A 26667-nucleotide genomic window follows, 5' to 3' on the forward strand; every position below is an offset into this window, starting at 1 on the left:
TCCGAGCCGCTTTGTGATCTCTGTGATCGATGGACAGGTATGCTTGAAATTATTGGGCTATACTTCAGGCGCCTGTACGAGACGACGGGACTGAACTTCAACGTCTTCTACGATCGATATGAATTCGATCGGTTCCTGAACGGTGCCAGCAATTCGCTCCAACTGATCGTGTGGGCGTTGTTGCTCTCGCTGCTCATCGGAGTTCTTGGCGCCTGGGCTCAGAATGCACGGAGCATAGCCGTAAGGGCTGTGATGGATGCCTATATTCAGGCCTTCCGCAACACGCCGCCTATGATCCAGTTGCTGTTCTTCTTCTTCGGCTTGGGCACCATGATGCCGAGCGTCGACATGGGCGGTTATTCGCAGCCTCTGATCTCCTCCTTCGGATGGGCCGTAATCGCACTGGGTATCTTCGGAGGAGCATTCAACGTTGAAATCTTCCGGTCGGGCCTCGAAGCGGTGCCGGAATCGACGCTTGAGGCGGCTGAAAGCCTCTGCTTCTCGCGCTGGCAAACCTATCTCTACATCACCTTGCCGCTGGCCTTCCGGATCAGCCTGCCGGCCCTGACAAACAACCTCGTCAGTCTGGCGAAGACGACATCGCTCGCCTACGTGATTGCGGTTCCCGAAATGACCTATGTTCTGAACCAGGTGTGGTCGGACAACGTCAATGTCCCGGAAATGATGCTTCTGCTCTTCCTGTTCTACATCGCCGTCGTGACGTTTCTCGCCAGCGCGCTGCATTCCATCGAGCGCAAACTCGTCCTGCCGGGGTACGGCCAGTGACGGCGCGCGCATTCGTTCTCGACAAGGAGCGCTTTTCGCCCTGGCGCCCGCTCTCTCATGTCACTTGGCGCTACGGTCTTTGCCTGGTCGCAGCGTTCCTGGTGTCGCTGGCCTCTGCGCTGGCGCAGTCGCCGGTGCCGGGCCGCGCTTCGGCTCTGGAGACGCTCATCATCTGGTTGCCGTTTATCCTGAAGGGCTTCGCGCTGAACCTGCTGATGAGCTTCCTTGCGATGGGGCTGGCGACGGTCACCGGCGTCGCGCTCGGGCTCATGCAGATCAGCCTGCTCTGGCCTGTGCGGGTGCCGTCGCGCTTCGTCACCCATCTACTGCGGAATTCGCCCTGGCTCGTCATCCTGTTCGCCATCATGTTCATGCTGCCGGCGGAACTTCGCTTGCCGGGCGGCTTCAGGATTCCATTGCCCGACTGGGGCAAGGCGACCGTCGCCTTCGCCCTGCCGGTGATGGGCAATATCAGCGAGATCGTGCGCGGCGCCGTGTACTCGATCCCGACGGGGCAGTGGGAATCGTCGGAAGGGCTGGGCTTCACGCGGTCGCAGACGCTGCGCTGGATCATTCTTCCGCAATGCGTGCGGCGTGCGATCCCGCCCTGGATGAACTGGTATGCGCTGCTGACGCTGTCGACGCCGATGGCCTCGATCTTCAGCATTCACGAGGCGGTATCGAACGCACAGGCCGGCATGGAAGCCGCGGGCGCGCGGCCAGACCTCCTCTTCCCCTTCTACCTTTTCCTGCTGTGCCTCTTCTTCGCCTACATCTACCCGATGGCGCTTTGGACACGAAGGCTGGAGCGTAAATATGCCCTCTGAGAACAGCTCTGCCCCCGCAGCCGTGGCCTCGCCGCCGGGTGAGCCGATCGTGTCCCTGCGGGACGTCCATAAGGCGTTCGGCGCGCTGGAGGTCATCAGGGGCATCAGTTTCGACGTCCGCAAGGGCGAGGTCGTCTGCATCATCGGGCCGTCCGGCTCGGGCAAATCGACGCTGATCCGCTGCATCAATGGGCTGAGCCCGATCCAGCGCGGCTCGATCAGAGTCGCGGGCCAGGAGGTCAACGATCCCAAGCTGGACAAGCTCGCCTTGCGCAGGAACGTCGGCATCGTCTTCCAGCAATACAATCTGTTTCCGCACAAGACGGCGCTCGAGAACGTCATGATGGCGCCGCTCAAGGTGTTGCGCGAGCCGAAGGCAGAGGTCGAACAGCGCGCGCGCGCACTGATCGCGAAGGTTCGTCTGACAGGCAAGGAGGATGCCTATCCCGGCCAGTTGTCGGGCGGACAGCAGCAGCGTGTGGCGATCGCCCGCAGCCTCGCGATGCGTCCGGGCGTGATGCTTTTCGACGAGGTCACTGCGGCGCTCGATCCCGAGACGGTCAAGGAGGTCCTCGCGACGATCAAGGAACTGGCCGCCGACGGGATGACCTGCATCCTCGTCACGCATGAAATGGGGTTCGCGCGCGAGGTGGCCGACCAGATTTACTTCACCGACAAGGGCGTCATCGTCGAGCACGGGCCGCCAGCCGAATTCTTCACGAACGCCACGGATCCGCGGACAAGGCAGTTTCTCAGCCAGGTCCTCTAGCAACGCCATCCGTGCCTCGCGGCACGGGACTTCGATCAGCAACGGCCAGCGCCGCACGAACCGAGCCGTTCGTGCGAACGATGGTCCTCGCCCGGAATTCAGGAGGCCACCATGTACACGCCCAACCCCGCGATCGTCGCAAAGGATCCGCTGCTGCAGCCGCTGACCATCAAGCATCTGACGATCCGCAACAGGATCATGAGCACCAGCCATGCCTGCGGGCTGGAGCAGAACGGCATGCCCGACGATGCCTATCAGAGCTATCACGAGGCCAAGGCCAGGGGCGGCCTCGGACTGACGATGTTCGGCGGCTCGTCCAATGTCGACATCGATTCCCCCAATATCTTCCGTCAGCTCAATGTCGGGACGGATGCGATCATCCCGTATCTGCAGCGCTTCAGCGCGAGGATCCACGCGCAAGGGGCGGCCCTCATGTGCCAGATTTCTCATCTGGGCCGCCGCGGCGACCCCTATGGCGGGGACAGGCTCCCGACCATCGGTCCCTCACCGGTCCGTGAGACGGCTCATCGCGCCATCCCCAAGGAGATGGACGAGCACGATATCGATCGCGTCGTGAAGGCCTTTGCGCGCGCCGCTCTGCGCTGCAAGGAAGGGGGGCTCGACGGCATCGAGACGATGGCCGGCGGGCATCTGATCGGCCAATTCCTGTCCAGCGACACCAACAGGCGTACCGACCGGTTCGGCGGCTCGCTGGAGAACCGCTGCCGCTTCGCGATCATGGTCCATGAGGCGATCCGCAAGGCCGTCGGCGACACCTTCTTGCTCGGCATGCGCTTCACCATCGACGAGGGGCCCTACAGCGCGCTGCGTCTCGATGAGGGCATCCGCATCGCCCTGATCCTAAAGGAGGCGGGCGCGGTCGATTTCTTCAACGCGATCTATGGCTCGATGGAAAACGTGCCCGCGCTCGCCGAATACAACATGCCCGGGATGGGCACGCCGCTGTCGCCCTGGGTCGAGCCGGTGGGCGTGTTCCGGCACGAGGTCGGGCTTCCGGTCTTCCACGCCGCGCGCATCGCTGATCTTGCGTCCGCGCGCTACGCGGTGCGCGAGGGCAAGGTCGATATGGCTGGGATGACCCGCGCCCAGATCGCCGACCCCGACATCGTCGTGAAGATGGCAAGCGGGCGCGAGGACGAGATCAGGCCCTGCGTCGGGGCGACGCATTGCCAGTCGCAGCACCGGCCATCCTGCCTGCACAACCCGGTCACAGGTCGCGAACTGACCCTGAAGCACCGTATCCCGAAGACCGACGGCCGGCCCCGCAAGGTGGTGGTTATCGGCGGCGGCCCGGCCGGGCTGGAGGCGGCCAGGGTCAGCGCGGAGCGCGGGCACCAGGTCTCGCTTTACGAGGCCGCGGCGGCATTCGGCGGACAGATCCTGATCGGTGCCACGGGTTCGTGGCGGCGTGACCTCAAGGGCATCGTTGAGTGGCGTGTGGCCGAGCTGGAGCGTCTGGGGGCCAGCCTCCATGCCAATGCCTACATGGACGAAGCCGACATCACCGCGCTGGAGCCCGACGTCGTCATTATGGCGACGGGCGGCCTGCCGCTCGTCGATATCGGCGCGGGGGCCGAGCTATGCACCAACACCTGGGATGTGCTGACGGGGCAGGCGGCGCTTTCGGGCGACGTGCTGATCTTCGACGGCACCGGGCGGCATCCTGGTCCCCTCGCGGCAGAACGCGCGGTGGAGATGGGCGCGAGGGTCTCATACATTTCCATCGACGCCGTCCTTGCCGAGGAACTGACTTACGCCGAGCGGGCGCGCTGGAAGAAGCTGTTCCTCAAGCACGCCATCCATCCGGTTTCGGAGACGCGTCTGCTGTCGGTCGAGCGTCGTGACAACCGGCTGCTGGCGACGCTCGCCAACGATATCTCGCACGAGATCATGACGCAGTCCGTCGATCATGTCGTGGTGGAGCAGGGCAGCATACCAATGGCCGAGGTCTTCGACGCGTTGCGTGGACGTGCCAGCAACGCCGGCGTCACCGATCTCGAGGCCATGGTAGCCGCCGGCCCGCAGCCGCAGGCGTCGGCGGCAGGCTTCGAGTTGCACAGGATCGGAGATGCGGTGGCAAGCCGCAATATCCATTCGGCGATGCTCGATGCGCTCCGGATCTGCAGCGCGCTATGACGTGCGGCTGTGCCCGGCGATCAGCGGCCGATCCGGTCGAGGAACTGGTACCAGCCAGCAACCGTCCGCACGGCCGGCTCCCGCAGGAAGTAGAACGGGATGGACTTCGGCTGCGCGCGACGCATCAAGGCGAGGTCGACGGTCTCGCCCATCACCAGATCGACCGCGTGCCGGCCGAGCAGGCTCGCCATCGCGATGCCGGTGCCGTTGTAACCCAGCGAGAAGGCAGTCCTGGCGTTGGCCAGTCCGATCTGCGGCAGGCTGTCCATCGTCATGGCCACGAGGCCGGACCAGCGATGGGTCACTGCGACCGAGGCGATCTGCGGGAAGATCGCCTTCATGGCCCTCTCGAGCGCGGTAAAGGCCGGGGCGGAGTCGGCTTTGCCGAATGCGCCGCGGCCACCGAACAGGAGGCGGTCGTCGATACGGCGGAACCACCGCATCATGCGCCGGGTCTCGCTGTAGCTGCGGCTGTTGGGGATCAGTGTGGCAAAGGTCGCCGCAGGAAGCGGCTCGGTCGCCACCATTGCGCTGCGAAAGGGGATGACCGTCTGCCGAACCCCGGCGGTGGCGCCCGAGAGATCGGAATATCCATTCGTCGAGATGACGAGGCGTTCAGCCCGAACCGAGCCCTGCGCGGCCGTGACTTCGATGCCGGCAGGGTCGGTGAGGGTGCCTTTCACCAGCGTATTCTCGAAGATCTCGCCACCGCCCTTGCGGACGGCCTGCGCCAGGCCGCGGGCATAGTCCAGCGGGTGGATGACGCCGGCGTGGCTGTTGAGAACGCCGCCCACGAAGCCGTCCGAACCCGTTTCCGCCGCCGTTTCGTGCGCATCGAGCATGCGGAGGCTGGTGTCGCCAAAGGTCGTCCGGACCGTCTCGACCTCGGTCGCGAGGGCGGCCAGCACATGGGCATTGTGGGCGCAGCGCAGATTGCCGGTCTCGGCCAGGCCGGCAGCGATGCCGTGCTCCTGCACATAGCGCCCGACCCGGTCCATCGCGTCATGGCCGAGCTGGTTCATGCGCTTCGCGGTTTGGACGCCATGGCTCCTGGCCATGTCGCTTAGCGAGACCCGGTATTTGGTCGAGACGACGCCGCCATTGCGCCCCGACGCCCCGTATCCGACCTCGCTTGCCTCGAGCACGATCGGCTTGAGGCCGAGCTCGATGGCGCGCAGGGCGGCCGAAAGACCGGTATACCCCGCGCCGATGATGGCGACGTCGGCCATGACCAGGCCCGACAGCGCGCGCGGCGGCGGGGCCGGCGTCGCGGTCTGCCGCCAGAGCGACTCAGGGAGCGTCAGCTGGTTCATGGTCGATGATCGGTCCTCGACGGGAGCGATAGTCTCACTCCCGCTCCACGGCGTCCGCCAGTTCGCCCAGCGACGAGAAGTGGAAATCGGGCTTGGTGACCTGCTTGGGGACCGGCGTTCCGCCGAACCCCTTCAGCCCCTGGCGCCGCTCGATCCAGCAGACCTTGTAGCCGAGCTCCCGCGCGACGCCGATGTCATGATACTGGCTCTGTGCGACATGCAGGATCTCGTCCTGCTTGTACCCGAATGCCGATTGCCGCCCGAGATTATAGGAGAAGAACCGCGGATCGGGCTTGGGATAGCGCGCCTCGTCGGAGGTGACGCTGTCATGGAAGGGCAGGCCGAGCTTGGTTGCGCAGTTGGTGAAAGCGACCCGATCGTAGTTGGTCATCGCAACCAGGCGGAACTTGCGCCGCAGGCGTCGCAGCGCGTCGACAGAGTCCGGAAATGCGGGAGCGCCGAAGAAGAAGCGGAAGTAACAATCGGCCGCCGCATCGTCGGCGGGCAATCCGAGCGTCTTGGCGGCGCCGAGGTAGACGTCGCGCATGACGGCGCTCGCTGCACCCGGAAAACCCTCGCGCGACTTGAGATAGGCCGCGAAGATCTCATCGTCCGTGAGCTCGGCGGCGGCTGCCCCGCCGGCTGCCCGGAAACCATCCAGGACACCTTTCTCGAAGTCGATGCACGTCCCGACGATGTCGAAGGTCAGAACTTTGAAGTCAGCAAACACCATGCATGAGCCCCTTGAAATCATCGATTGGTGCGGTCGTCGTCCGCTTCGTGCTCAGGAGGCCATGAGATGAGATGCCGTCGCAAGTCTCCAAATAATCACCGAGGGGGTTACATTTTGTAATGTCGCAGATCAGGCGCCTGCTGCCTTCCCTCAACACCCTGGTCGCGTTCGAGTCTGCCGTCCGATGCGGGACCTTCGCCAAGGCGGCCAGGGAACTCGGCGTCACGAGCCCGGCCGTCAGCCGGACGATCGGCAGGCTCGAAGGGCACCTGCGCACGCCGCTCTTCCACAGAACGCCAACCGGGGTCGTTCTCACCAGGGACGGCAGCGATCTTTTCGCCGGGGTATCGAGAAGCTTTAGCGAAATCGAGCGGACCGTTGCGGAGCTTGTCGATCGCCACCGGTCGCGCCAGCGCCCGATCGTCCTGTCCGTGTCGGCTGCCTTCGCCACGCACTGGTTCATGCCGCGACTGTCGCGGTTCCAGGCCCGCTTTCCCGGACAAGAGATCGAGTTCCAGCTGATCAATGGCCCACTGGAAGGTCCGCTCGACGGGGTCGACATCGCCATGCGGTTCAACGGGGGAGGCGACACGGAGACGATCGTCCATCCGCTGATGCAGGAGATACTGCTGCCGGTATGTGCGGAGCGCTATAACGGGGCGCGCTCCAAGGCCGACGCGCTCCTGCCGGCGGCTGCGCGCATGATCTCGCTCAGCGGCTCGCAGTTTCAGTGGGCCGATCTGTTCGCTGCCTCGAAGTACGGCGAACCCGCCAACGAAATCCTCCTGACCGACTATTCGCTGGTCGTGCAGGCCTCGCTAATGGGGCAGGGGCTGGCGGTCGGCTGGTTCAATGTCATTTCCAGTTTGCTGGCGACGGGCGCGCTGGTTCCCGCTCAGTCGACAGTCATCGCGACCGGGCGACAATGCGATCTCGTGATGCCGCGACGGGCGCCTTCGAACGTTCTGCCAGCCGTCTGCGAGTGGATGTCGGCCGAGTATCGTGATGATCTGGCAGCGATCCGATACCGCCACCCGACGCTTGCAAGTGAGATCGGAACCCTAGCCGGTTGGTCAACTTCCATGTGATTTACTTGTATTTCTAAATGGGCAGCGACCCAGTAATGACAGGCAATATGCCATTAAAATTAGCGGGTTGAAGGCAGAATTCGAGAGGTCGCTCTTTGGCGCTTATTCACAACATCCACGCCGCGCTGCTGGATGCGATGCGGCTCTGCAAGGACATCTGAAGGCAGCGACATGAAGATCACGTCGGCACGCATCTATCTGATCGAAAGCGGCGGCATCCGCCCGGTCATCCTCGAACTGACGACCGACGAGGGCATTGTCGGCCTCGGCGAGGCCTGCATCGCTTATGGCATCGGCGGCACCGCCTCGGCCGGGATGCTGAAGGACATCATCGAGCGCTACATGATGGGCGGGATCGACCCGTTCCGCATCGAGGCCTTATGGACGGAGATCTACGACCACGGCTTCTGGGCCAAGGGCGGCGGCCCGATCGTCTATGCGGCGATGAGCGCCATCGAGCAGGCGATGCTCGACCTCAAGGCGCGCAGCCTGAACATCCCGGTCTACGAACTGCTCGGCGGGCGCGTCCATGACAGCCTGCGGACCTATTGCAACGGCTGGTATTTCGGCTGCACGCAGGACAGCCAGCTGCCGCACGCCGCCACGAAGGCGGTCACGGACGGCTATGACGCGCTGAAGTTCTACCCCTTCGTCTCGATCCTGCCCGAGGGCAGGCTGCGCCACCCCTCCTTCCGCGCCGCCAGCGACCGCAGCGTTGTCAAGCGCGCCGTCAGAACGGTGAGCGAGATCCGCCGCGCCGTCGGACCCGATGTCGAGATCATGCTTGACCTCTCGGCCGGTCTGACGACCGACGACACGATCCGCTTCTGCCGCGAGGTCGAGGACCTCGACATCACCTATGTCGAGGAGCCGGCCGTGCCAGGCGATGTCGGCGCACTGGTCAAGATCGCGCAGAACATCTCGCAGCGTATCGCGGTCGGCGAGCGGGTGTATTCGCGCTACGGCTTCCGCGACATCCTGGAGAGCCGCGCCGTGGACATCCTGCAGCCGGACATCGGCAATACCGGCGGGCTGCTGGAAGCGCGCAAGATCGCGGCGATGGCCGAGGCCTACAGCATGAAGGTGCAGCCTCATATCTGCGCCAGCGCACTCTCGACCGCTGTCGGCATGCATTTCTCGGCCTCGATCCCGAACTTCTATATCCAGGAGCATTTCCCCTACTGGGCGCGCATCCCCGGCCATGTCGACGTGCTGGAGAACCCGATCGAGGCCTCCGTGAAAGGCGGCGTCATTCCCGTCAGCGACGCGGCGGGCTTCGGCGTCCAGCTGCGCCGCACCGCGCTCGACAATTCGATCTTCGGCGAATACGCGCTGTCATGACAGCCGTCCAAAGACGCTCCCATTCCCCGACGAAAGCAGGAACACGATGTTCATCGCTCTGAAGATCAAGGCGAAATCCGTCTATCACGGCTACGATGAAGAAGGACGACTGATCATCGACCCTGTGGAGTCGAAGGGGTTTGTCGAGAAGATCATTAAGATCGACAGGATTTTGTCGTTCACCGAGGATTACATCTTCATCGAGTGCCCGCACGATACCGTGCAGACCTGGGAGTATGAGGGCTCGCTGGGCGACATCAAAGCCAAGCTTACGTCGATTTCAGCGCTGGTTTGACAATCGACACGAAGCGGCGATGGCTCCACCTCAAAGAGGGGTGGAGACAACCGATTGCAGGTCCGCCTCATCCCGGATCGACGGATCGGCTCGATCATCGCTGTCCGCATTCTCGAACGTCTGATCGCACCAGGCACCGCCTTGGGCGCAGAATCCGCGGCGTCCATCGCGTGTTGCGAGATGCGTTCCAAAGTCAGGGCCGGTAGCGTCCGCTTCCCGGCAGCCTCCCAATGCCAGCTTGTGGCGCGACCCAGCCCCTTCGGTGGGCCTTGAGGAACGTCCGCAGTCCACCCCTGGCTGTCCCAAACAACGTCAGCTCTTGGGCACATTATCGAACGATAAAGCTCCAGTTCCGATGAGCCTGATCAGCGCCGCGGGCTGGTCGTTGTTCCGGTCACGCGACCGCTGGAATCGCGGAATGTCGTCGTCCCCTGGCTGTCGGTCGAGGCGCGCCCCGTCGTCCTGCCATCTGGGCCGTAGAAGGTCTGGTTGCCTTGGCTGTCGGTCGTTGAGCGGCCTGTGACGCGCCCGGAACTGTCGCGGAAGGTCTGCTGCGACTGCTGCGCCCCTGCATCGCCCGCCAGAGCTGCGAGCGTCAGGCCGAGGATGATGGCGGTCGTCCTGCTCATGGTCGCCTCCCAGTTCAGTCTGTTACGGACGCCCGCTCTCGGCGCTCCGGCCGGCCGGGCTTTTCCATTCCGGCCGGGAACCTTGGCTTCGCGTCGCGGTTGGCCAAAGGTTTCCTTTCGGTTTGAGCGAACTACCCCGCTTGCGTGCGCAGGCGGGGATTTTGTTATGTCAAAAAATATTGCCTCCGCTATCGAGATGCATAGATTCTCGCCCGTATCCAGGGCGGAGGAAGGAGCCATGCCATTCTCATCGTTGAGCGACCCGGTCGACCTGGCCCGCGCGCAAGCCGCGCTTGATGCTGCCTGGTCCGAGATCCGATCGACCACTCCCGATGCATTTGACCAGCGAGATCGAACGAAGCTGGCTTACATCGTGGCAAGCTTGGTCGCAGTTGCGGAGGATGAGGACGATCTGACGCTTCGGGCGATCGAGCGATTTCGACGCTCCCTCGTTGTATGAGGTTTGCGTCGGTGGAACTCCGCTGCCGCTACCTCGTTTTGGAAGTGCTACTGTCGCGACGTGACCCGCGATGGTTGTGGTGGCCACCTGCCCAGATGGTTACCGAAGGGAGCCGGTACAGCCCCCCAGCACTCGGCTCCCTTCTCCCGCCGATCGGGAAGTTAGCCGCGGATGTACCGGCGGCACCGATCGGCCGGTAGACCATGGAATTCAGAAGCGGCCGTTCGCCCGCGCGCGACGACGGTCACAGGCCCGGCACTCCGAAAGGGGGCCGGGCCTCTTTGCTTCCCCTCCGCAGCTAAAATGCTGGTCGGTCAGGGCCATTTTTACTTCTTCTAATTAGGAACTGAGACGAGGCGCTTGCGTTGATGGCCGTCGCACCGAGGTGCGTGGACTGGAGAAGGGGCCTGAAAGGAGAAGCTATGCGAATTTTTGCGACGATCGCCACCTTCACCGCAGTGGGAGGATACTTCGTCGCCTTGCATTGGCTGACGCGTCCGTCCGCCTCTGACGCTGGCACGCGGATTGACGTCAAAGGCCCACCTAAACCGGGAGGCCGCTGACGTAAATGCCGGCGCTGTTCGTACTGGCCGCTCTCACAGCCGTGATACTCGGCGTGATCGGATACGTATCTTTCAGGTGAGAGGAAGGAGTGGTGAAGAAGCGCGCAAATCCAGGGTGATGTTGTTTCAATTACCGGGAGGACATCAGAATGTCCCTACGCGCAAGGTGCTTCGTGGACAGTTGGATTACGAAAAACGTTCGAACGGGACCAGGGGACTCCAAGGAGTTGGCCTTGCGTCTTTTGATTGAGGCGAACGCCCTTGGCATTCCGCCAACGGAAATCACAATGGAGTGCGGTGACCCCAAAGCTACAATCGAGAGCGCCCTAGGCGGTATTGGCTTAAATCTGTCAGGAGGAGGGCAAGGAGCACATACCGTGGCGCACGTCGTTTTCCCCGAGGAATAGCGGTGTGCGGTGTCCAATTTGGAGGGATGCATCGCGCCGTCTTCAAACGGGGAAAACCGGCTCAATATCTCGTGTGGGTCGCGGGGTGAAGCGCGAGCGCCTTAGCTTTTGACGTAGTCGGCAGGTTCGGCCGCCGGCATGATGCGCCCATGGTGAACGTTCAACAGAGCCCTAGCCAGCCGAGCGCCGCCGAATGGCGTGAACAAGCGGAGAAGGCGGTCCACGACCTCCGCGCCCTACAGGATCTGGCGGAGGCCATCTTGCACTGGGACTCTGCAACGCCTGAGCAGCTTAGGGCGGCCGCGAATGTTCGGAATGGCCTTCAGGTCGCTTCGAAGCAAGCGCAAGCCCACGGCCTTGCAGCTAGATGTTGCAAGACGTCGGATCGAACTCCTGATGCAAGTGCTGGCGCGCTAACATCGCTTCGATCGCAAGGCTCTGAGCAACGCCTGCTGGTTCACCTGGCTCCTGCATCGGGGGGCGCCGCCGGCGTTAGGCCGTGACGGCGCATGATTTCGACCATCTTGGCCCGGTCCGGTGGACCGCCAGGCGTGGCGTTGACCACTGCGAAGACCTCGCGGAAATACTCCGGACCGATCGCAGCCGGCGTAATCACGCAAAGTGCTTTCGCGTCCTGGCTTCCATTGTTATCAAACCGATGAACGGCGCCTCGCGGAATGCACAGGGCCTGCCCCGGTCCAACATCGATTTGTTTCCCGTCGACCGTCCAGGTCAGTACGCCCGCGATGCCATAGATTGTCTCTTCATAGTGGTCGTGGCTGTGCGGGGGAGCCGGCAATCGCTGAGACGCTGGAACCAGAAGTTCAAACGCTGCAATGCTGCCGTTCGAGTTGTCTCCGGTCAGCAGGAAATGGACGGCGAGCCCCTTGGTCACAATGGCTTCGTCGGACGGGTTGGTGCGAGGACCTACGGCTAGCTGTGGCATTGCGAACCCCCTTGAGGTAAACTACGTTTACCACTGCAGTGGTAAACTTCATTTACCGGAAGTCAATGCCATATCTCAGAGAGCCTGCCGATGAGAACCGAGGACATGCTGATCGGCGCCTTGCTGCGCGTTCCGGCCCAGGCAATCCAGCGGCGTCTCATCAAGGAGCTCAACGCCGCAGGTTTTGACGAGTTGCGCTTGCCACATATGGCGGTGTTGCAGTTTCCCGGTCCTGATCAAGTTCGCCCGGCCACGCTCGCCGAGCGAGCCGGCATGAGCAAGCAGGCCATCAACCAACTGCTCCGAAGCCTGGAGGGCTTCGGCTATATCATCCGGTCGGATGTTCCGGGCGACGGCAACGCGCGGGAAATCCGCTTTACCGAACGTGGACACGCTGCATTTCGGAAGATGGTCGATATATTGCGAGACATCGAGCACGAGTGGAGCATCGAACTTGGGCCCCAGCGTTTCACCGAGCTCAAGGCCCTGCTGTTTCTCGTCTGGGATGGTCCATTGGCTCGCCAGTAACGTGACTCTAAAATACGCCGCATAAGGTGTTTTCAGCCTTTTTGCAGAAGCGCCTAACGGCCGCGAGGGCCTCGTCGGAGAACTTGATCCTGGCCAGCGTGATCCAGGCGAAGGTCCGCTCGACTATCCACCGCCGCGGCAGCACCTCGAAGTCCTTGGCGTGAGCGCCGCGGCGGATGATGTCCAGAGTGATGTGGGTCTTGTCGGCGGTCCATTGCGCGAGGCGACCGGCATTGCCGCCTTCAGCGAAGAGGCGGCTAACGAAAGGGTAACGCTGGCGAGAGCCTTTGAGCGGCAGCTTGCCGCCATCACCATCCTGCACGTCGGCGGCATCTCTGCGCGCGCACATCGCTCGATTGCGGCGAGTCATGGTAACAAACGCTTTAGCTTAAGCGTTTCTGGCTTCACTTACGATTCACCCAAAGGGGTAAATCTCCGATTCATCCTGATATTTAAACTCGTTTTCATCCGTGCCGCCTATGGTGTTCTTCAGAAGCGGATCGGGAGTTTAATCCTGACCGATGCTCAACAGGCGGGATATACCATGAAAGCGAGCGTTAAGACTTCAGCTGATCCGAAGTCGGAAGAATCTGATCTGAATGTGAAGCCTCTTTACCTTGAGTCTCTGGCCCTGGTTGAACGGCTGCATCGGCGTCTTCTGGACGTCATCAAGGACGAGTTCGAGCGCCGTGGACGCGACGACGTCAACAGCGTCCAGGCGCTGCTGCTCTACAATATCGGCGATGCCGAGCTCTCCGCCAGCGAGCTGCGGACGCGCGGTTACTATCTCGGCTCGAACGTCTCCTACAACGTTAAGAAGCTGGTCGAACTCGGCTACCTCCATCATGCGCGGTCGCGCATCGATCGCCGCTCGGTCCGTATCAGCCTGACCGAGAAGGGCGCCGAAGTGCACAATCTCGTGAGGGGCGTCTACGACAAGCACGTCCGCACAGTCGAGCAGATCGGCGGCATCGCCCCTGACGACTTCGAGCGCATGAACAACGCGCTGCTGCGTCTGGAGCGCTTCTGGTCCGATCAGATCCGCTACAAGCTCTGAGAAAAGTGCCGTCCAGCCTGCCATCCGCAGGTCCAAGCGGCTCTTCGAAAGCTCCCTGCCCAACACGTCCGCCGGCCGGATTTGCGCCCCAGGCCAGTTTCCAGATAGGCCGCGCCGACGAGTAGCGTGCTTGCCTCGCTGGTGGGACAACAACCGGAAAACTGACTTTCAAACCGCGTGTTCAAATCCTACGAGCATGCCGACGTGTCGATGCAACGGGTTGAATGACTGCTCTGCCGCTTTCTTCTTAGGTTCGGCGGTTGTGTCCCATAGCGTGGTGTAGCTGAGGGTGGTCATCGGCGATTGCCGGTTAGGTTTGGGTTGCGAACGCAAACCTTAAACCGAGAGATCCCCGATGACCGACGAGATGATGAACCTGCGCGGGCTGCTGGAGAAGAGCCCTGACGCCGATCTTCTGCGCGAGATGATCGGCTTTGCCGCCCAGCGCCTGATGGAGCTGGAGATCGGCGGACTGACCGGCGCCGGCTTTGGCGAGAAGAGCCCCGAGCGGCTGGCGCAGCGCAACGGCTATCGCGAGCGGGACTGGGAGACGCGCCGGCACGGTCGAGCTGCGCATCCCCAAGCTGAGGAAGGGCAGCTATTTCCCGGGCTTCCTCGAGCCCCGCCGCATGGCCGAGAAGGCGCTCACCGCGGTGATTCAGGAGGCCTACATCCAGGGCATCTCGACCCGCTCGGTCGACGACCTGGTCAAGGCGATGGGCATGAGCGGCATCTCCAAGAGCCAGGTCTCGCGGCTCTGCGAGGAGATCGACGAGCGTGTGCAGGCCTTCCTCGACCGGCCGATCGAGGGTGACTGGCCCTATCTCTGGATCGACGCGACCTATGTGAAGGTCCGCCAGGCCGGGCGGATCGTCTCTGTAGCGGTGATCGTCGCCGTCGGCGTCAACAGCGACGGAAGGCGCGAGGTGCTGGGCATGGATATCGGTCCCTCCGAGGCAGAGACCTTCTGGATCGCCTTCCTGCGCAAGCTGGCCAGGCGCGGCCTGCGCGGCGTCAAACTCGTCATCTCCGACAGCCATGAAGGCATCAAGGCGGCCGTCTCGAAGGTTCTGACCGCGACCTGGCAGCGCTGCCGCGTTCACTTCATGAGGAACGCGCTCGCCCATGCTGGCCGCTCGGGACGGCGTGTCGTCTCTGCCTTCATCGCCACGGCGTTTGCCCAGGATGATGCGACGGCGGCCAGCCAGCAGTGGCGCAGGGTCGCCGATCAGCTCAGGCCGACGGTGCCCAAGCTCGCCGCTCTGATGGACACAGCCGAGACCGACGTGCTGGCCTACATGACCTTTCCGACGCAGCACCGCGCCAAGCTGCACAGCACCAACCCGCTGGAGCGCCTCAACGGCGAAATCAAACGCCGCACCGAGGTCGTCGGCATCTTCCCCAACGAAGCCGCCATCACCCGGCTCGTCGGCGCGATCCTGCTTGAACAGAACGATGAATGGGCCGTCCAGCGCGCCCGCTACATCACGCTGGAAAGCATCGCGCCGATCAGCGATGATCCCATTGTCAGCCTGCCAGCCGTGGCCGCCTGACAACCCCGGCCAAGCCGGCATCGGGGTGGCTCCGCGAAGCTACACCACCATCAGGGACACGACCGGTTCGGCCGTCAGCGATCGGGCTGCTGGTCATTGTCTATTGGCCTCAGTGCCTCTCTGATTGGGGTCGCTAAGGTCAACCGGCCAGGCTCAAATCGCCCATTTCCGTGACAGTGCAGTGCTGCGCGGTTCTTCTGTTTTCACAGGGGACACCGGGGGAGGCGCTCTAGTATCTCTGCGATGGCGGGGGGGCAAATAGCGGAGCTGGCAAGAACATTCTCCAGCTACCCCCGCCGTTTCAGGAGTGGGTCGTCTCGGACGCGGGGCAACAAGACCCGGCAAGGGGATGACGAGCCGAGAACGATCGAGCCCACAGCAATCTAACGGGTGCGACAATTTGGCCGCGACCTTCGCGGGCGTTCACCGAAATTCACCGGCAGCGCCGAAAATTGCTGGCCTTTTTGTTGGCCTTCGCGGCAATCGATTTAGAGAAATGGATGTAAATACAACGGCATACGGACGTATTGTGTTTCCCGTAGGTCGCGCCACTTCAGTGGCACCAAAGAAGATCCATTGAAAACAACGGGTTTATTGGATTTTATTTCGATGTGGACCCAGTGGGTCTCTTCGAATGGACCCCAAATTTTTGGGAGCGTTCTTCAAGCATGGTGGATGTGGCCGGGCCATGGCGGTGCCGTCGTCGCTTGATATCGATCACCGCGCTGGGCGAAGCTTCCAGCGAACGAGCGGGCATTGAGGTGATGAGAGTGCGCCTTGGAAGCACCACCTGCGGCTCGACGCTGACCTCATCGAGCGATGGGCGTCTAGGCCGCATCAATCAGAGCGTCGATCCTTCCTGGTGGAGCGTACGGTAGGTCACCTACGCCATGCGGAAGCTGGACGACCGGTGAAGCTATCCACTGATCTGCTAACGGCCGCGATTGCAGCGTCCGATTTCCGGCCACCGCGTCGGATTTCAACCAAATGAACAACCACCGAGCGCATGTCACTCGGCTCCGCTCACATTGCGCCTTGCTGGGCCTGGACCGCCGGTCAGGCCGCTCGGCCGATCTTGCGCGGCTTTGCGATTTCGATGCGATTCCGGCCCATCTTCTTGGCGCGGTAAAGGGCGCGGTCCGCCGCGGCCAGAAGCTCGGTCAGGTCGACGTCGCCCGTCCCGGCTTCTGCCAGGCCGACGCTGACCGTCGCGGGGATGCCCAGCCCGTCAGCGCGGGCCGTCATTTCGGCAAATCGCTCGGCGACGCTCTGTCCGACCGCGCGGGCTTCCTGTCCGGCCGTGTTCGGCAGCAGGATCGCGAATTCTTCCCCACCGAGACGAACGCCCATGGCATCGGGCCCGGCAGTCTCGCGGGCGATGCTGGCGAAGAGCTTCAGGACGCGATCTCCGGCGTCGTGGCCATATTTGTCATTGATCGTCTTGAAATGATCGAGATCGAAGGCGAGCAACGAATGCGGCGCGCTTGTGCCCTGCTGCCGCAGCAACTCGGCGCCGAGCTCGAAAAAGCCGTGGCGGTTGTTGAGGCCGGTCAGGTAGTCGGTGCGGGACGCCGCCAGAAGCCCGGCCCGCTCCTCCTCCCGCACGAGCGCGAGAAACGACATGGGCATCGCAACAGAGAACAGCACCGCCTCGTACATCGTCATCTTGGCCACGATGGGCAGCATCCCGTCGCCGTAGAGCGCCACGATGACCGGCACGACGAAGGTGCGGGCGCCGTAGAAGGCGCTATGGCAAACGAAGACGGCAATCGCGATCGGCCGAGAGCGCAGTCCTTTTGCCGTCCGGCTGCGATAGAGCGTGAATGCGGTCAGGGCGCTGATGGCTGCGATGGGAAACGCGCTGACATGGTTCCAGAAGATGCTTCCCCAGCCGGCTCCGGCGAGAAGCCAGGCAGCGCCGATAGCCGCCAGGAGGCAGGCAATGTGACTCGGGCGCCAGCCCTTGCCATCCAGCGCTGCGGCGCCCTGCAGCACGAGCAGGTAGCCGAGCATCATGACGACATTCGTCAGGGCAGGGCCGACGACGCCCGGAAACGCCGCGCGATTCATGGCGAGGACGCAGCCGACGGCGAATGCGGCATAGGCGGCTGCCCAAAGGTCGAGTTCCCGCGACCGCGGGGCATGCGCTTTCCGCTCCCAGAGTGTCATCGCGAACGCGATGAGGAGCGTTCCGATCGTGAGGTACCAGAGGGTCGGAAGATCCATCGGTATCGTCGTATCAACGGGCCTGTGTTCAGCTCCCGGGCATTATGGAGGACGTTCCATTCTGCCTGGTACGTGAGGCTACGCTGGCAGAAATGAGTTAATTTCAGCTTGTGAGCGGGCGCGTGGTGCGGTTGATCACCGTGCGCGAACGGTATTGGTGAAATCTAAACAAAAATACATTTACAGCCGCGATGATCGGTATTCGCGTATATCATGCTATTGAATTTGATATGGTCTCTAATAAATCTCTGAAATAGCGGCGGATATCATTTGCGTAAGATATAAGTATTATTTTCAGCGGGTATTCTGAATTTGGCTGCGCGCGTCGGCGGTTTTGCGCGGTGTGCTCGGAGTCCGCCTTGTCACTCCAAGCGCAGCACATCGTCGCTGTCCCGGTGGAAGGCGGTCGCAGAGCGCCAAGGAGCGGGCGTCGGACGAGCGATCCAATCGCCGCTCTGTAGCGCCGTCATGCCTTTGATCTCTCTTTCGCCTGATTTCGGCTGAAGTTCGGTCTTTACCGACCCGCCGGCCTTTCCTAGCTTCAGTGTAATCGGTCGCGACAAGACCGAACGGATATGGGAGGACGGCCATAGCCTTGCCCTGGCACAGGTTGAGTCCGGACGAGCTCGCGCTGCTCGAGGCGACCTTCTGGTCGGGCGGCGTCGCACGCCACGCGCTCGCGGATGCGCTTCAGTTCTCGCGCAGCAAGACCAATGCGCTCGCTGCCGGCCTGCTCGATCAGGGCTTGCTCGACGAGGCTGGTGTCCAGCATTCGACCGGCGGGCGCCGCCCCGAGACGCTCAGGGTCCACGGCCGCATCGGCGTGCTTGTCGGCGTCGATATCGGTGCGACCAGCCTCGACGTGGCGTTGCTGCGACCGGATCTCTCCCTCATAGCCCGGCATTCGCAGGAGGCTGATGTCCAGGCGGGGCCGGGGCCGATCATGGCGCGTCTGCGCAGTCTGCTGCCCGCCATGCTGGCACAGCACGGTATTGCCGAGGACCGGATCCTCGCGGTCGGCATCGGCGTGCCCGGCCCGGTCAACTTCGCCATCGGCCAGCTCGTCAACCCGCCGCTCATGCCGGGCTGGGACAGCTACGCCATCCGCGACGACATGCGCGAGATCACCGATGCCCCGGTCTTCGTCGACAACGACGTGAATCTGATGGCGCTCGGCGTGCTCTGGCGCCAGCGCAAGCAGATCGACAATTTCCTGGTCATCAAGGTCGGCACCGGCATCGGCTGCGGCATCGTCTGCCATGGCGAGCTCTATCGCGGCGCCACGGGCTCGGCCGGCGATATCGGCCATATCTGCGCCGACCCCGAAGGTCCGCTGTGCCGCTGCGGCAACCGCGGCTGCGTCGAGGCCATGGCGGCGGCGCCGGCGATCGTGGCGATGGGAACCGATGCGGCGAAGAGCGGGCGCAGCCCGGCGCTTGCCGCGAGATTTGCCGAGAAGGGCAGGGTGGATGCGAGCGATGTCGGTGCGGCCTCTCGCGCCGGCGATGCGGAGGCCGATGCCATCGTGCGCCGCTCCGGCCGGCTGATCGGGCAGGTGCTCGCGGCGCTCGTCAATTTCTACAACCCGTCGCATATCTTCATCGGCGGCGGCGTCTCGGCGATCGGACCGATGTTCCTGGCCGCGATCCGCCAGAGCGTGAACCAGCGTTCGCTGGCGCTTTCGACCCGCCATCTCGAAATCACCGCCGCTCCGCTCGGCCCTGAAACGGGGCTGATCGGTGCCGGCGTGCTCGCCATGCGCGAGGCCCTGCGCAGCGGGAGCCTGGCATGAGCGAAATACGGCAGGATCGTCCGGGCTTGTCCGTCGCCTTCGACGGCATCGTCAAGCGCTTCGGGCCGGTCCAAGTGCTGCACGGCGTCTCCTTCGCGCTCGAACCCGGCCGCGTCTACGGGCTGCTCGGCGAGAACGGCGCCGGCAAGTCGACCCTGATGAAGATCCTCGCCGGCTATGAGCAACCGAGCGAAGGCCGCGTGCTCGTCGATGGCGAGGCTGTCGCTTTTGCCGGCTCGCGAGACGCCGAGGCGCGCGGCATCGTCCTGATCCACCAGGAATTCAACCTGGCCGAGGATTTGTCGATCGCCGGCAATGTCTTCCTCGGGCATGAGCGGCGGCAGGGCTGGTTTCTCGACGAGCGCGCCATGCGCCGGGAGGCTCAGGCGGCTCTTGCCGAAGTCGGTCTCGCCCGCGATCCCGAGACGCCGGTGCGGCGCCTGATCGTCGCCGAGAAGCAGCTCGTCGAGATCGCCAAGGCGCTCTCCCGCAAGGCCCGCTTCCTCATCATGGACGAGCCGACGGCGACGCTGACGCCTTCGGAGGTTGCGCGGCTCTTCGGCCTGATCGAGCGCATGAAGGCGCAAGGCGTCACCATCGTCTACATCTCGCACAAGCTCGACGAGGTCGAGCGCATCACCGACGAGGTCGTGGTGATGCGCGACGGCAGGCTGGTCGGCCGTGCGCCCACCGCCTCGCTCACCCGCCACGACATGGCGACGATGATGGTCGGGCGCGAGATTTCCGATCTCTTCCCCGACAAGATCGAGCCGGAAACTTCCGTAGCGCCGGCACTGCAGGTCGAGGCCTTCAGCGTTCCCGGCTGGGCGCGCGATATTTCCTTCGCGGTTCGGCCGCGCGAAATCCTCGGCTTCGCCGGGCTGGTCGGCGCCGGGCGGACCGAGCTGTTCGAAGGCATCATGGGGCTCAGGCCGGGCGAGGGCAGGATCACGCTCGACGGCAAGAGCGTCGCGCTGCGCTCGCCGCGGGACGCCGCCCGCAACGGGCTGACCTATCTGAGCGAGGACCGCAAGGGAAAGGGGCTGCACACCGCCTTTGCGTTGCGCCCGAACCTGACGCTGATGGCGCTGGAGCGCTATGCGACGCCCTGGCTCGATCAGGGCGCCGAACGCGAGGCGCTGAGGGCGGCGGTCGCCGAATTCGGCATTCGAACCGGCTCGCTGGAGGCCCGCGCAGCCTCGCTCTCCGGCGGCAACCAGCAGAAGCTGGCGCTCGCCAAGGTTCTGCACCCCCAGCCGAAGGTCCTGGTGCTCGACGAGCCGACGCGCGGCGTCGATGTCGGCGCCAAGCGCGAGATCTATTTCCTGATCCAGAAGCTCGCGGCGCAGGGGCTCGCAGTCGTGGTCATCTCCTCGGAGCTCGTCGAGCTGATCGGCCTCGCGCACCGCGTCGCGATCATGCGCGAAGGCCGGCTCGTCACGACGGTGAGCGGCGACGACATGACGGAAGAGACGATGATCGCCTACGCAACGGGAGCGCGCCATGTCGCAGCCTGAGACCGTGCAGGCCGGCGCCGCTGCCGGCCGTCGCGACGCGGGAACGCCGCTGGCGGAGCGCATCGCCAGCATCGGCCCGGTGGTCGGCCTCATCCTGCTCTGCGGGTTGGGCGCGTTGCTCAACGGCGATTTCGCCACGCTCGACAACGGCCTCAACGTGCTCACCCGCACGGCCTTCATCGGCATCATCGCGGTGGGCATGTGCTTCGTCATCATCCTCGGCGGCATCGACCTGTCGGTCGGCTCGATGGCGGCGCTGATCGCCGGCTGCGTCATCATGTTCATCAACTGGGCGGCCGGCGTGCTGGGCTCGCCCGTGCTCGCAGTGATCTGCGGCGCAGGTCTCGCGGTGCTGCTCGGCGCCGCCTTCGGGCTGATCCACGGCGTGCTGATCGCCAAGGGCCGGATCGAGCCCTTCATCGTTACGCTCGGCACGCTCGGCATCTTCCGCGCCTATCTGACCTACTTCGCCGATGGCGGCGCGCTGACGCTGGAGAACAATCTCGCCGACATCTATGCCCCCGTCTATTATGGCAGCGTCGCGGGAATCCCGATCCCGGTCATCGTCTTCCTCGTGGTCGCCGTCATCGGCGCGCTGATCCTGAACAAGACGGTCTATGGCCGCCATGTCCAGGCGATCGGCTCCAACGAGACGGTCGCCCGCTATGCGGCCGTTGATGTCGAGCGGGTCAAGATTCTCACCTACATGCTGCTCGGTATCTGCGTCGGCATCGCCACGCTGCTTTACGTGCCGCGGCTCGGCTCGGCATCGCCCACCACCGGCCTGCTCTGGGAACTGGAAGCGATCGCCTCGGTCATCGTCGGCGGCGCTGCGCTGAAGGGCGGGCACGGCAGCATCACGGGCACCGTCATCGGCGCGATCCTGCTGTCGGTGATCGGCAACATCCTCAACCTGACGAGCCTGATCAGCGTCTATCTCAATGCCGCCGTGCAGGGCTTCGTCATCATCACCGTCGCGTTTTTGCAGAAAGGCCGCCGCTAGGGTTTGGACCCTGGGCGAGCCAAAAAAGGGAGAGAAGCGATGTCCATGCAGACCAGACGCAGCCTCATGCTTGCCACCGCAGCGGGCCTCGCCTTCGCGGCGACAAGTGCCGCCGCCGAGCCCGTCAATCTCGGCGTCTCCATCCCCGCCGCGACGCACAGCTTCATGGGCGGCATCAACTACTGGGCGAACCAGGCGAAGAAGGATCTCGAGGCCAAGCACAAGGACCTCAAGATCACGATCCGCACCGCCGCCAATGCGACCGAGCAGGCCAACCAGCTCCAGGATCTGAGCACGGTCAACAAGATCAACGCGCTCGTCGTCTTCCCCTTCGAGTCGGCGGCGCTGACCCGGCCTGTCGCCAATGTGAAGGCCAAGGGCGCCTATGTGACCGTGGTCGACCGCGGCCTGACCGACACCTCGGCCCAGGACGCCTATGTCGCCGGCGACAACACCGCCTTCGGCAAGATCCCGGCCGAATACATCGCCAAGACGCTGAACGGGAAGGGCAATGTCGTGGCGCTGCGCGGCATCCCCACCACGCTCGACAACGAGCGCATGGACGCCTTCAACGGCGTGCTCAAGGCCCATCCCGACATCAAGGTGCTCGACGCCAAATACGCCAACTGGAATCGCGACGACGCCTACAAGATCACGCAGGATTTCCTGACGCGCTTCAAGGACATCGATGCGTTCTGGGCGGCGGATGACGACATGGCCTTCGGTGCCATTCGTGCCATCGACCAGGCAGGCCGCAAGGACATCAAGGTCATCTTCGGCGGTGCCGGCGCCAAGGACATGGTCAAGCTGATCCTCGACGGCAAGGACCCTCGCATCCAGGCCAATGTCAGCTACTCGCCGAAATTCATCTATGACGCGATCCAGCTGACGGCGGAGGCGCGCCTCAAGGGCGAGAAGCTGCCGGCCACGACCATCATCCCCTCGGTGCTGATCGACAAGGCCAACGCCAAGAACTTCTACCACCCCGACTCGCCGTTCTGAGGACGAGCCTGAGACAAGGCGGCCGCCGCACCGGCGGCCGCCAAGACGAACGGAACGACCATGAGCGAAGCAAACGGACGCAGGCTGCGTTACGCGATGATCGGGGGCGGCAAGGACGCCTTCATCGGCGCGGTCCACCGCCACGCCATCGCATTGGACGGGTTGGCCGAACTGGCGGCGGGCGCCCTGTCGTCGACGCCGGAGCGTGCATTGGAATCCGGTCGCGCGCTGGGCCTGCCCGACGCGCACAACCATCCGAACTGGCAGGCGCTGCTCGAAGCCGAGTTGAAGCGCCCGGCCACGGAGCGTGTCGACGCTGTCGTGATCGTCACCCCGACGGACACGCATTATCCCGTCGCTTTGGCCTTCGCGGAGGCGGGCTTCAACGTGGTCTGCGACAAGCCGTTGGTCCATAGGAGCGCCCAGGCCGATGCGCTGGTCGCGGCAGTGAGGACGAAGGGCGGCGTCTTCGGCGTCACCTATAATTACACCGGCTACCCGATGATCCGGCAGGCGCGCGAGATGGTGCGTTCGGGGGCGCTCGGCGCCATCCGCAAGATCGTGGTCGAGTACAATCAGGGTTGGCTCGCCAGTGCGCTGGAAACGACCGGCAACAAGCAGGCGAGCTGGCGCACCGATCCCGCCCGCAGCGGCATCGCCGGCGCGCTGGGCGATATCGGCTCGCACGCCGAAAATCTCGTCGCGAGCGTGACCGGTCTCGCGATCGAGGAGCTCGTTGCCGATCTCGGCTCGCTGGTTCCCGGCCGAGCCCTTGACGACGATGCCAGCATCCTCCTGCGCTTTGCGGGCGGAGCACGAGGCGTGCTCGTCGCCTCGCAGATCAATGCCGGGCTTGAGAACGACCTGCGCCTGCGCGTGTCCGGCGAACTCGGGACGCTCGAATGGCGGCAGGAAGAGCCGAACCGGCTCGTCCATCATCGCCAGGACGGGCCGATGCAGATCCTGACACGCGGGACACCCTGGCTCTGCGAAGCGGCGCGCCGGGCCGGCCGGATACCGCCGGGGCATCCGGAGGGCTTCATCGAGGCCTTCGCCAACATCTATCGCGGCGTCTTCGCCGATATCCGCGCTCGCGAAGCCGGGCGGGACGCCGACCCGCTCGACGCGGACTATCCGACGGTGATCGACGGCGCGCGCGGCGTCCGCTTCATCGAATGCGCGGTTGCCTCTTCGGCCGAGCGCCGCTGGCTACGGTTCGAGCAGCCCAAAAGCACCTGAGGGGTCGCGGCGCCGGGCGCTACGGGCGTCCCGCAATACCCAATTGAGGCTTGGTCAGATAACGCCGGCTCCAAAAAAAGGGAGGCGGCGCTCCTTCCTGTCCGTCTCTAGAGCCTGCTGCGTTTTGATAGAAAGACTGGTCATCCGGACGGAGCGAAGCGCAGATCCGGGATCCATGCCTGAGCCTCCAGCGTACCCGCTCCGGCATGGATCCCGGCTCAAGCCCGGGATGACGGCGTGGTTCCGTGCAAAAGCAGCGCGCCTCTAGATCACGACGAAGCCGTGCGCGAAGGGGTCGCGGTCGTCGATGAAGATCGTGTTGATGCCGGTCATCCGCGCCCAGCCAGCGATAGAAGGGATGATCGCCTCGCGGTTGGCGACGGTGGTCGCCGCGTCGACACGCCCCTTGAACAGCGAGCCGATGATCGACTCGTGCACGAATTCGTCGCCGACCTTGAGCTTGCCCTTGGCCGCCAGCTGCGCCATCCGCGCCGATGTGCCGGTGCCGCAGGGCGAGCGGTCGATAGCCTTCTCGCCGTAGAATACTGCGTTGCGGGCGTGAGCCTCCGGCTTCGTCGGCTGTCCCGTCCACTGGATATGGCTGAGACCCGTGATCTGCGGGTGTTCCGGATGGACGAATTCGTATTTCGCGTTGAGCGCCGCGCGCAGCTTGGGCGACCAGCCGACGAGCTGGCCGGCAGTGTGATCGGCCATGTCGCGGAAGTTCTTCTGCGGCTCGACGATCGCATAGAAATTGCCGCCATAGGCGACGTCGACCACGATCTCTCCCAGGCCTTCAACCTCCGCCGTCAGGCCCTCGGCATGGAGGAAGCCCGGCACGTTCGTCAGGCGGACCTCTTCGACGAAGCGGCCTTCCTGGCGATAGGTGATGTCGACCTTGCCTGCCGGCGCGTCGATCGAGAGCTTGCCCGGCTCGCGCGGCGTGATCAGGCCGTTCTCGATGCCCATGGTGATCGTGCCGATGGTGCCGTGGCCGCACATCGGCAGGCAGCCCGAAGTCTCGATGAAGAGCACGGCGACGTCGCAATCAGGCCGGGTCGGCGGATAGAGGATCGAGCCGGACATCATGTCGTGCCCGCGCGGCTCGAACATCAGGCCGGTGCGAATCCAGTCGAACTCGCGCAGGAAATGCGCGCGCTTCTCCAGCATATCGGCGCCTTCCAGCCGCGGCCCGCCGCCCGAGACGAGCCGGACGGGATTGCCGCAGGTGTGTCCGTCGAGGCAGGAGAAGGTGTAGCTCGCCATGGGTCCGTTCCCTCAGAAGCGCTGGGGGGATGCCGCAAAGAAGTCGGGCCTACAGAGCGCCCGACTCGTCTTCAAGGAAAGCGCAAGCGGCGCATGGCCCTCAGGCGGCGTATTTCTGGACGGCGCCGGGCTGCTTGGTCCAGGCGGCATACCAGCTGTTGAACAGCTTGAACTGCGCCTCGGCATAGCCGCGCTGGCTCTCGGTCAGCGCGTCGGTCTCGTTGAAGTGCAGCGTGTATTCCTTGTCTCCCTTCAGCACCATCAGGTGCTTGAAGTAGAGGACGAGGTCGGGGCCTTCGTCGAAGGAGGAGAGGATGGCGAGCGCCTGCTCCAGTTCGAGCGCGCGCTGGCGTGCCTCGGCATCACCCGCGGCCGCCGCCTGCGACAGCTTGCACAGATGGATCACCTCTTTCGGAAGCACATTGCCGATGCCGGTGATCGCGCCCGTGGCGCCGCAGTTGACGTAGCCATGGAACACGGCGGTATCGACGCCGATCATCAGCGACACGTCGTCGTCGCGGCTGGTGATGTTCTCGGCGGCGTAGCGCATGTCGGCCGGGCCGCCGAACTCCTTGAAGCCGATCAGGTTCGGGTGCTCGGCGCGTAGCGCAAAGAAGAGATCGGCACGCGTCGCGAAGCCGTAATAAGGGCTGTTGTAGATCACGGCCGGCAGATCGGGCGCAGCCGACAGGATCGCCTTGAAGTGAGCCTTCTGGGCGAGAACGACGGTGCCGCGCGACAGGACACGCGGGATCACCATCAGGCCCTTGGCCCCGACCTTTTGCGCATGGGCGGCGAGAGCCGCGGCAGAGGCGGTGTTGACCGCGCCGGTGCCGACGATGACCGGGATGCCGGCCTTTGCCAGCCGCTCGACGCCCTCCATCCGCTGCGCATCGGTGAGCAGGGGCCAATCACCCATCGAACCGCAATAGACCACCGCCGACATGCCGTCGGCGATCAGGTCCTTCGCCTTGCGCACGAGCGCGTCGAAGTCGGGGCTCCGATCTGCCTTGCAGGGCGTCATCAAGGCGGGGACTACGCCGGAGAAAATCTTGGCCTTCATCTCGCTCTCCTGCTGGCTTCGCGGGTGGCGTGAGAGGCCGGGCCGACCAGACGGCTCCGTCTCTCCTCGAAATCTCTATCGCACATTGCATATTATTTGTCGACAAG

Annotated in this window: 24 protein-coding genes and 1 pseudogene; 16 read left to right on the top strand and 9 right to left on the bottom strand. The window is 63.9% G+C overall.

Going from position 1 to position 26667, the window contains the following annotated elements:
• The first annotated feature begins 39 nt into the window (after positions 1-39).
• The 4 genes from NWE53_RS02990 (at position 40) to NWE53_RS03005 (ending at position 4539) form a co-directional block, all read left to right on the top strand.
• Positions 40-786, top strand: coding sequence for an amino acid ABC transporter permease (locus NWE53_RS02990; protein WP_265052903.1), 747 nt, complete (start codon positions 40-42; stop codon positions 784-786).
• Positions 783-1613 (top strand): amino acid ABC transporter permease, encoded by an 831-nt coding sequence (locus tag NWE53_RS02995; RefSeq protein ID WP_265052904.1) that lies wholly within the window; start codon positions 783-785, stop codon positions 1611-1613. The genes NWE53_RS02990 and NWE53_RS02995 overlap by 4 nt, the downstream gene beginning before the upstream one ends.
• A complete protein-coding gene (locus NWE53_RS03000) occupies positions 1603-2382 on the top strand; it encodes an amino acid ABC transporter ATP-binding protein (RefSeq protein ID WP_320109548.1) in 780 nt (259 codons plus the stop codon). Before NWE53_RS02995 ends, NWE53_RS03000 begins: the two co-directional genes overlap by 11 nt.
• A 111-nt stretch (positions 2383-2493) precedes the next feature.
• Positions 2494-4539, top strand: a complete 2046-nt coding sequence (locus tag NWE53_RS03005; protein WP_265052905.1) for an NADH:flavin oxidoreductase — start codon at positions 2494-2496, stop codon at positions 4537-4539.
• A gap of 20 nt (positions 4540-4559) precedes the next feature.
• Here NWE53_RS03005 and NWE53_RS03010 read toward each other — a convergent pair whose 3' ends face one another.
• Together NWE53_RS03010 and NWE53_RS03015 are read right to left on the bottom strand one after the other, a co-directional pair.
• Complete coding sequence (locus tag NWE53_RS03010) at positions 4560-5852, bottom strand: NAD(P)/FAD-dependent oxidoreductase (RefSeq protein ID WP_265052906.1); 1293 nt, start codon at positions 5850-5852, stop codon at positions 4560-4562.
• A 34-nt stretch (positions 5853-5886) separates the two neighbouring features.
• Positions 5887-6585, bottom strand: a complete 699-nt coding sequence (locus NWE53_RS03015) for an HAD-IA family hydrolase (RefSeq protein ID WP_265052907.1) — start codon at positions 6583-6585, stop codon at positions 5887-5889.
• A gap of 119 nt (positions 6586-6704) precedes the next feature.
• On the opposite strand from NWE53_RS03015, the gene NWE53_RS03020 reads away from it, so the two are divergent.
• The 3 genes from NWE53_RS03020 (at position 6705) to NWE53_RS03030 (ending at position 9309) form a co-directional block, all read left to right on the top strand.
• On the top strand, positions 6705-7673 hold the full coding sequence (locus NWE53_RS03020) for a LysR family transcriptional regulator (RefSeq protein WP_265052908.1): 969 nt from the start codon (positions 6705-6707) through the stop codon (positions 7671-7673).
• Positions 7674-7844: 171 nt separating this feature from the next.
• Complete coding sequence (locus NWE53_RS03025) at positions 7845-9014, top strand: mandelate racemase/muconate lactonizing enzyme family protein (RefSeq protein WP_265052909.1); 1170 nt, start codon at positions 7845-7847, stop codon at positions 9012-9014.
• A gap of 46 nt (positions 9015-9060) precedes the next feature.
• Complete coding sequence (locus tag NWE53_RS03030; RefSeq protein WP_265052910.1) at positions 9061-9309, top strand: hypothetical protein; 249 nt, start codon at positions 9061-9063, stop codon at positions 9307-9309.
• Between the two features lie 365 nt (positions 9310-9674).
• Here NWE53_RS03030 and NWE53_RS03035 read toward each other — a convergent pair whose 3' ends face one another.
• Positions 9675-9938, bottom strand: coding sequence for a hypothetical protein (locus tag NWE53_RS03035; protein ID WP_265052911.1), 264 nt, complete (start codon positions 9936-9938; stop codon positions 9675-9677).
• Between the two features lie 238 nt (positions 9939-10176).
• Here NWE53_RS03035 and NWE53_RS03040 point away from each other — a divergent pair, with 238 nt between their 5' ends.
• On the top strand, positions 10177-10398 hold the full coding sequence (locus NWE53_RS03040; protein ID WP_265052912.1) for a hypothetical protein: 222 nt from the start codon (positions 10177-10179) through the stop codon (positions 10396-10398).
• Positions 10399-11825: 1427 nt separating this feature from the next.
• Here the strand turns inward: NWE53_RS03040 and NWE53_RS03045 are convergent.
• Positions 11826-12263: a cupin domain-containing protein gene (locus NWE53_RS03045; protein WP_265052913.1), complete on the bottom strand. Its 438-nt coding sequence runs from the start codon at positions 12261-12263 to the stop codon at positions 11826-11828.
• 141 nt (positions 12264-12404) lie between these two features.
• Between NWE53_RS03045 and NWE53_RS03050 the strand changes: the two genes are divergently transcribed.
• Positions 12405-12842: a MarR family winged helix-turn-helix transcriptional regulator gene (locus NWE53_RS03050; RefSeq protein ID WP_265052914.1), complete on the top strand. Its 438-nt coding sequence runs from the start codon at positions 12405-12407 to the stop codon at positions 12840-12842.
• Positions 12843-12849: 7 nt separating this feature from the next.
• Here NWE53_RS03050 and NWE53_RS29965 read toward each other — a convergent pair whose 3' ends face one another.
• A complete protein-coding gene (locus NWE53_RS29965) occupies positions 12850-13212 on the bottom strand; it encodes a transposase (RefSeq protein WP_442864942.1) in 363 nt (120 codons plus the stop codon).
• 174 nt (positions 13213-13386) lie between these two features.
• On the opposite strand from NWE53_RS29965, the gene ldtR reads away from it, so the two are divergent.
• Positions 13387-13899 carry a transcriptional regulator LdtR gene (gene ldtR / locus NWE53_RS03055; RefSeq protein ID WP_265054802.1) on the top strand — a complete coding sequence of 171 codons (513 nt, stop codon included), beginning with the start codon at positions 13387-13389 and terminating at the stop codon, positions 13897-13899.
• A 168-nt stretch (positions 13900-14067) separates the two neighbouring features.
• Here the strand turns inward: ldtR and NWE53_RS03060 are convergent, their stop codons facing one another.
• Entirely contained in the window at positions 14068-14196 is a 129-nt protein-coding gene (locus tag NWE53_RS03060; protein WP_265052915.1) for a hypothetical protein, read from the bottom strand.
• A 58-nt stretch (positions 14197-14254) separates the two neighbouring features.
• Here NWE53_RS03060 and NWE53_RS03065 point away from each other — a divergent pair.
• Positions 14255-15452: pseudogene (locus NWE53_RS03065) on the top strand (IS256 family transposase).
• 1056 nt (positions 15453-16508) lie between these two features.
• Here the strand turns inward: NWE53_RS03065 and NWE53_RS03070 are convergent.
• Entirely contained in the window at positions 16509-17678 is a 1170-nt protein-coding gene (locus NWE53_RS03070; protein ID WP_265052916.1) for a GGDEF domain-containing protein, read from the bottom strand.
• Positions 17679-18273: 595 nt separating this feature from the next.
• On the opposite strand from NWE53_RS03070, the gene NWE53_RS03075 reads away from it, so the two are divergent.
• The 5 genes from NWE53_RS03075 to NWE53_RS03095 are packed head-to-tail and all read left to right on the top strand — an operon-like array spanning position 18274 to position 24231.
• Complete coding sequence (locus tag NWE53_RS03075; RefSeq protein WP_265052917.1) at positions 18274-19470, top strand: ROK family protein; 1197 nt, start codon at positions 18274-18276, stop codon at positions 19468-19470.
• Positions 19467-20987 (top strand): sugar ABC transporter ATP-binding protein, encoded by a 1521-nt coding sequence (locus tag NWE53_RS03080; protein ID WP_265052918.1) that lies wholly within the window; start codon positions 19467-19469, stop codon positions 20985-20987. Before NWE53_RS03075 ends, NWE53_RS03080 begins: the two co-directional genes overlap by 4 nt.
• Complete coding sequence (locus NWE53_RS03085) at positions 20974-21990, top strand: ABC transporter permease (RefSeq protein WP_265052919.1); 1017 nt, start codon at positions 20974-20976, stop codon at positions 21988-21990. Before NWE53_RS03080 ends, NWE53_RS03085 begins: the two co-directional genes overlap by 14 nt.
• Before the next feature lie 39 nt (positions 21991-22029).
• Entirely contained in the window at positions 22030-22992 is a 963-nt protein-coding gene (locus NWE53_RS03090; protein ID WP_265052920.1) for a substrate-binding domain-containing protein, read from the top strand.
• 60 nt (positions 22993-23052) lie between these two features.
• Positions 23053-24231: a Gfo/Idh/MocA family protein gene (locus tag NWE53_RS03095; protein ID WP_265052921.1), complete on the top strand. Its 1179-nt coding sequence runs from the start codon at positions 23053-23055 to the stop codon at positions 24229-24231.
• Between the two features lie 264 nt (positions 24232-24495).
• On the opposite strand, the gene NWE53_RS03100 is transcribed toward NWE53_RS03095, so the two are convergent.
• Positions 24496-25497 (bottom strand): 4-hydroxyproline epimerase, encoded by a 1002-nt coding sequence (locus NWE53_RS03100; RefSeq protein ID WP_265052922.1) that lies wholly within the window; start codon positions 25495-25497, stop codon positions 24496-24498.
• A gap of 100 nt (positions 25498-25597) precedes the next feature.
• Complete coding sequence (locus tag NWE53_RS03105) at positions 25598-26560, bottom strand: dihydrodipicolinate synthase family protein (RefSeq protein ID WP_265052923.1); 963 nt, start codon at positions 26558-26560, stop codon at positions 25598-25600.
• Positions 26561-26667 lie beyond the last annotated feature (107 nt).

The organism is Bosea sp. NBC_00550, assembly GCF_026020075.1.
Classification (GTDB): Bacteria; Pseudomonadota; Alphaproteobacteria; order Rhizobiales; family Beijerinckiaceae; genus Allobosea.

Coding starts and splice junctions, on each gene's coding strand:
- ldtR (WP_265054802.1), top strand. CDS start 13,387: ATGAAAGCGAGCGTTAAGACTTCAGCTGATCCGAAGTCGGAAGAATCT.
- NWE53_RS03070 (WP_265052916.1), bottom strand. CDS start 17,678: ATGGATCTTCCGACCCTCTGGTACCTCACGATCGGAACGCTCCTCATC.
- NWE53_RS03035 (WP_265052911.1), bottom strand. CDS start 9,938: ATGAGCAGGACGACCGCCATCATCCTCGGCCTGACGCTCGCAGCTCTG.
- NWE53_RS03005 (WP_265052905.1), top strand. CDS start 2,494: ATGTACACGCCCAACCCCGCGATCGTCGCAAAGGATCCGCTGCTGCAG.
- NWE53_RS03100 (WP_265052922.1), bottom strand. CDS start 25,497: ATGGCGAGCTACACCTTCTCCTGCCTCGACGGACACACCTGCGGCAAT.
- NWE53_RS03105 (WP_265052923.1), bottom strand. CDS start 26,560: ATGAAGGCCAAGATTTTCTCCGGCGTAGTCCCCGCCTTGATGACGCCC.
- NWE53_RS03000 (WP_320109548.1), top strand. CDS start 1,603: ATGCCCTCTGAGAACAGCTCTGCCCCCGCAGCCGTGGCCTCGCCGCCG.
- NWE53_RS03080 (WP_265052918.1), top strand. CDS start 19,467: ATGAGCGAAATACGGCAGGATCGTCCGGGCTTGTCCGTCGCCTTCGAC.
- NWE53_RS03020 (WP_265052908.1), top strand. CDS start 6,705: ATGTCGCAGATCAGGCGCCTGCTGCCTTCCCTCAACACCCTGGTCGCG.
- NWE53_RS03015 (WP_265052907.1), bottom strand. CDS start 6,585: ATGGTGTTTGCTGACTTCAAAGTTCTGACCTTCGACATCGTCGGGACG.
- NWE53_RS03040 (WP_265052912.1), top strand. CDS start 10,177: ATGCCATTCTCATCGTTGAGCGACCCGGTCGACCTGGCCCGCGCGCAA.
- NWE53_RS03060 (WP_265052915.1), bottom strand. CDS start 14,196: ATGACCACCCTCAGCTACACCACGCTATGGGACACAACCGCCGAACCT.
- NWE53_RS03085 (WP_265052919.1), top strand. CDS start 20,974: ATGTCGCAGCCTGAGACCGTGCAGGCCGGCGCCGCTGCCGGCCGTCGC.
- NWE53_RS03095 (WP_265052921.1), top strand. CDS start 23,053: ATGAGCGAAGCAAACGGACGCAGGCTGCGTTACGCGATGATCGGGGGC.
- NWE53_RS02990 (WP_265052903.1), top strand. CDS start 40: ATGCTTGAAATTATTGGGCTATACTTCAGGCGCCTGTACGAGACGACG.
- NWE53_RS03090 (WP_265052920.1), top strand. CDS start 22,030: ATGTCCATGCAGACCAGACGCAGCCTCATGCTTGCCACCGCAGCGGGC.
- NWE53_RS03025 (WP_265052909.1), top strand. CDS start 7,845: ATGAAGATCACGTCGGCACGCATCTATCTGATCGAAAGCGGCGGCATC.
- NWE53_RS03010 (WP_265052906.1), bottom strand. CDS start 5,852: ATGAACCAGCTGACGCTCCCTGAGTCGCTCTGGCGGCAGACCGCGACG.
- NWE53_RS03050 (WP_265052914.1), top strand. CDS start 12,405: ATGAGAACCGAGGACATGCTGATCGGCGCCTTGCTGCGCGTTCCGGCC.
- NWE53_RS29965 (WP_442864942.1), bottom strand. CDS start 13,212: ATGACTCGCCGCAATCGAGCGATGTGCGCGCGCAGAGATGCCGCCGAC.
- NWE53_RS03030 (WP_265052910.1), top strand. CDS start 9,061: ATGTTCATCGCTCTGAAGATCAAGGCGAAATCCGTCTATCACGGCTAC.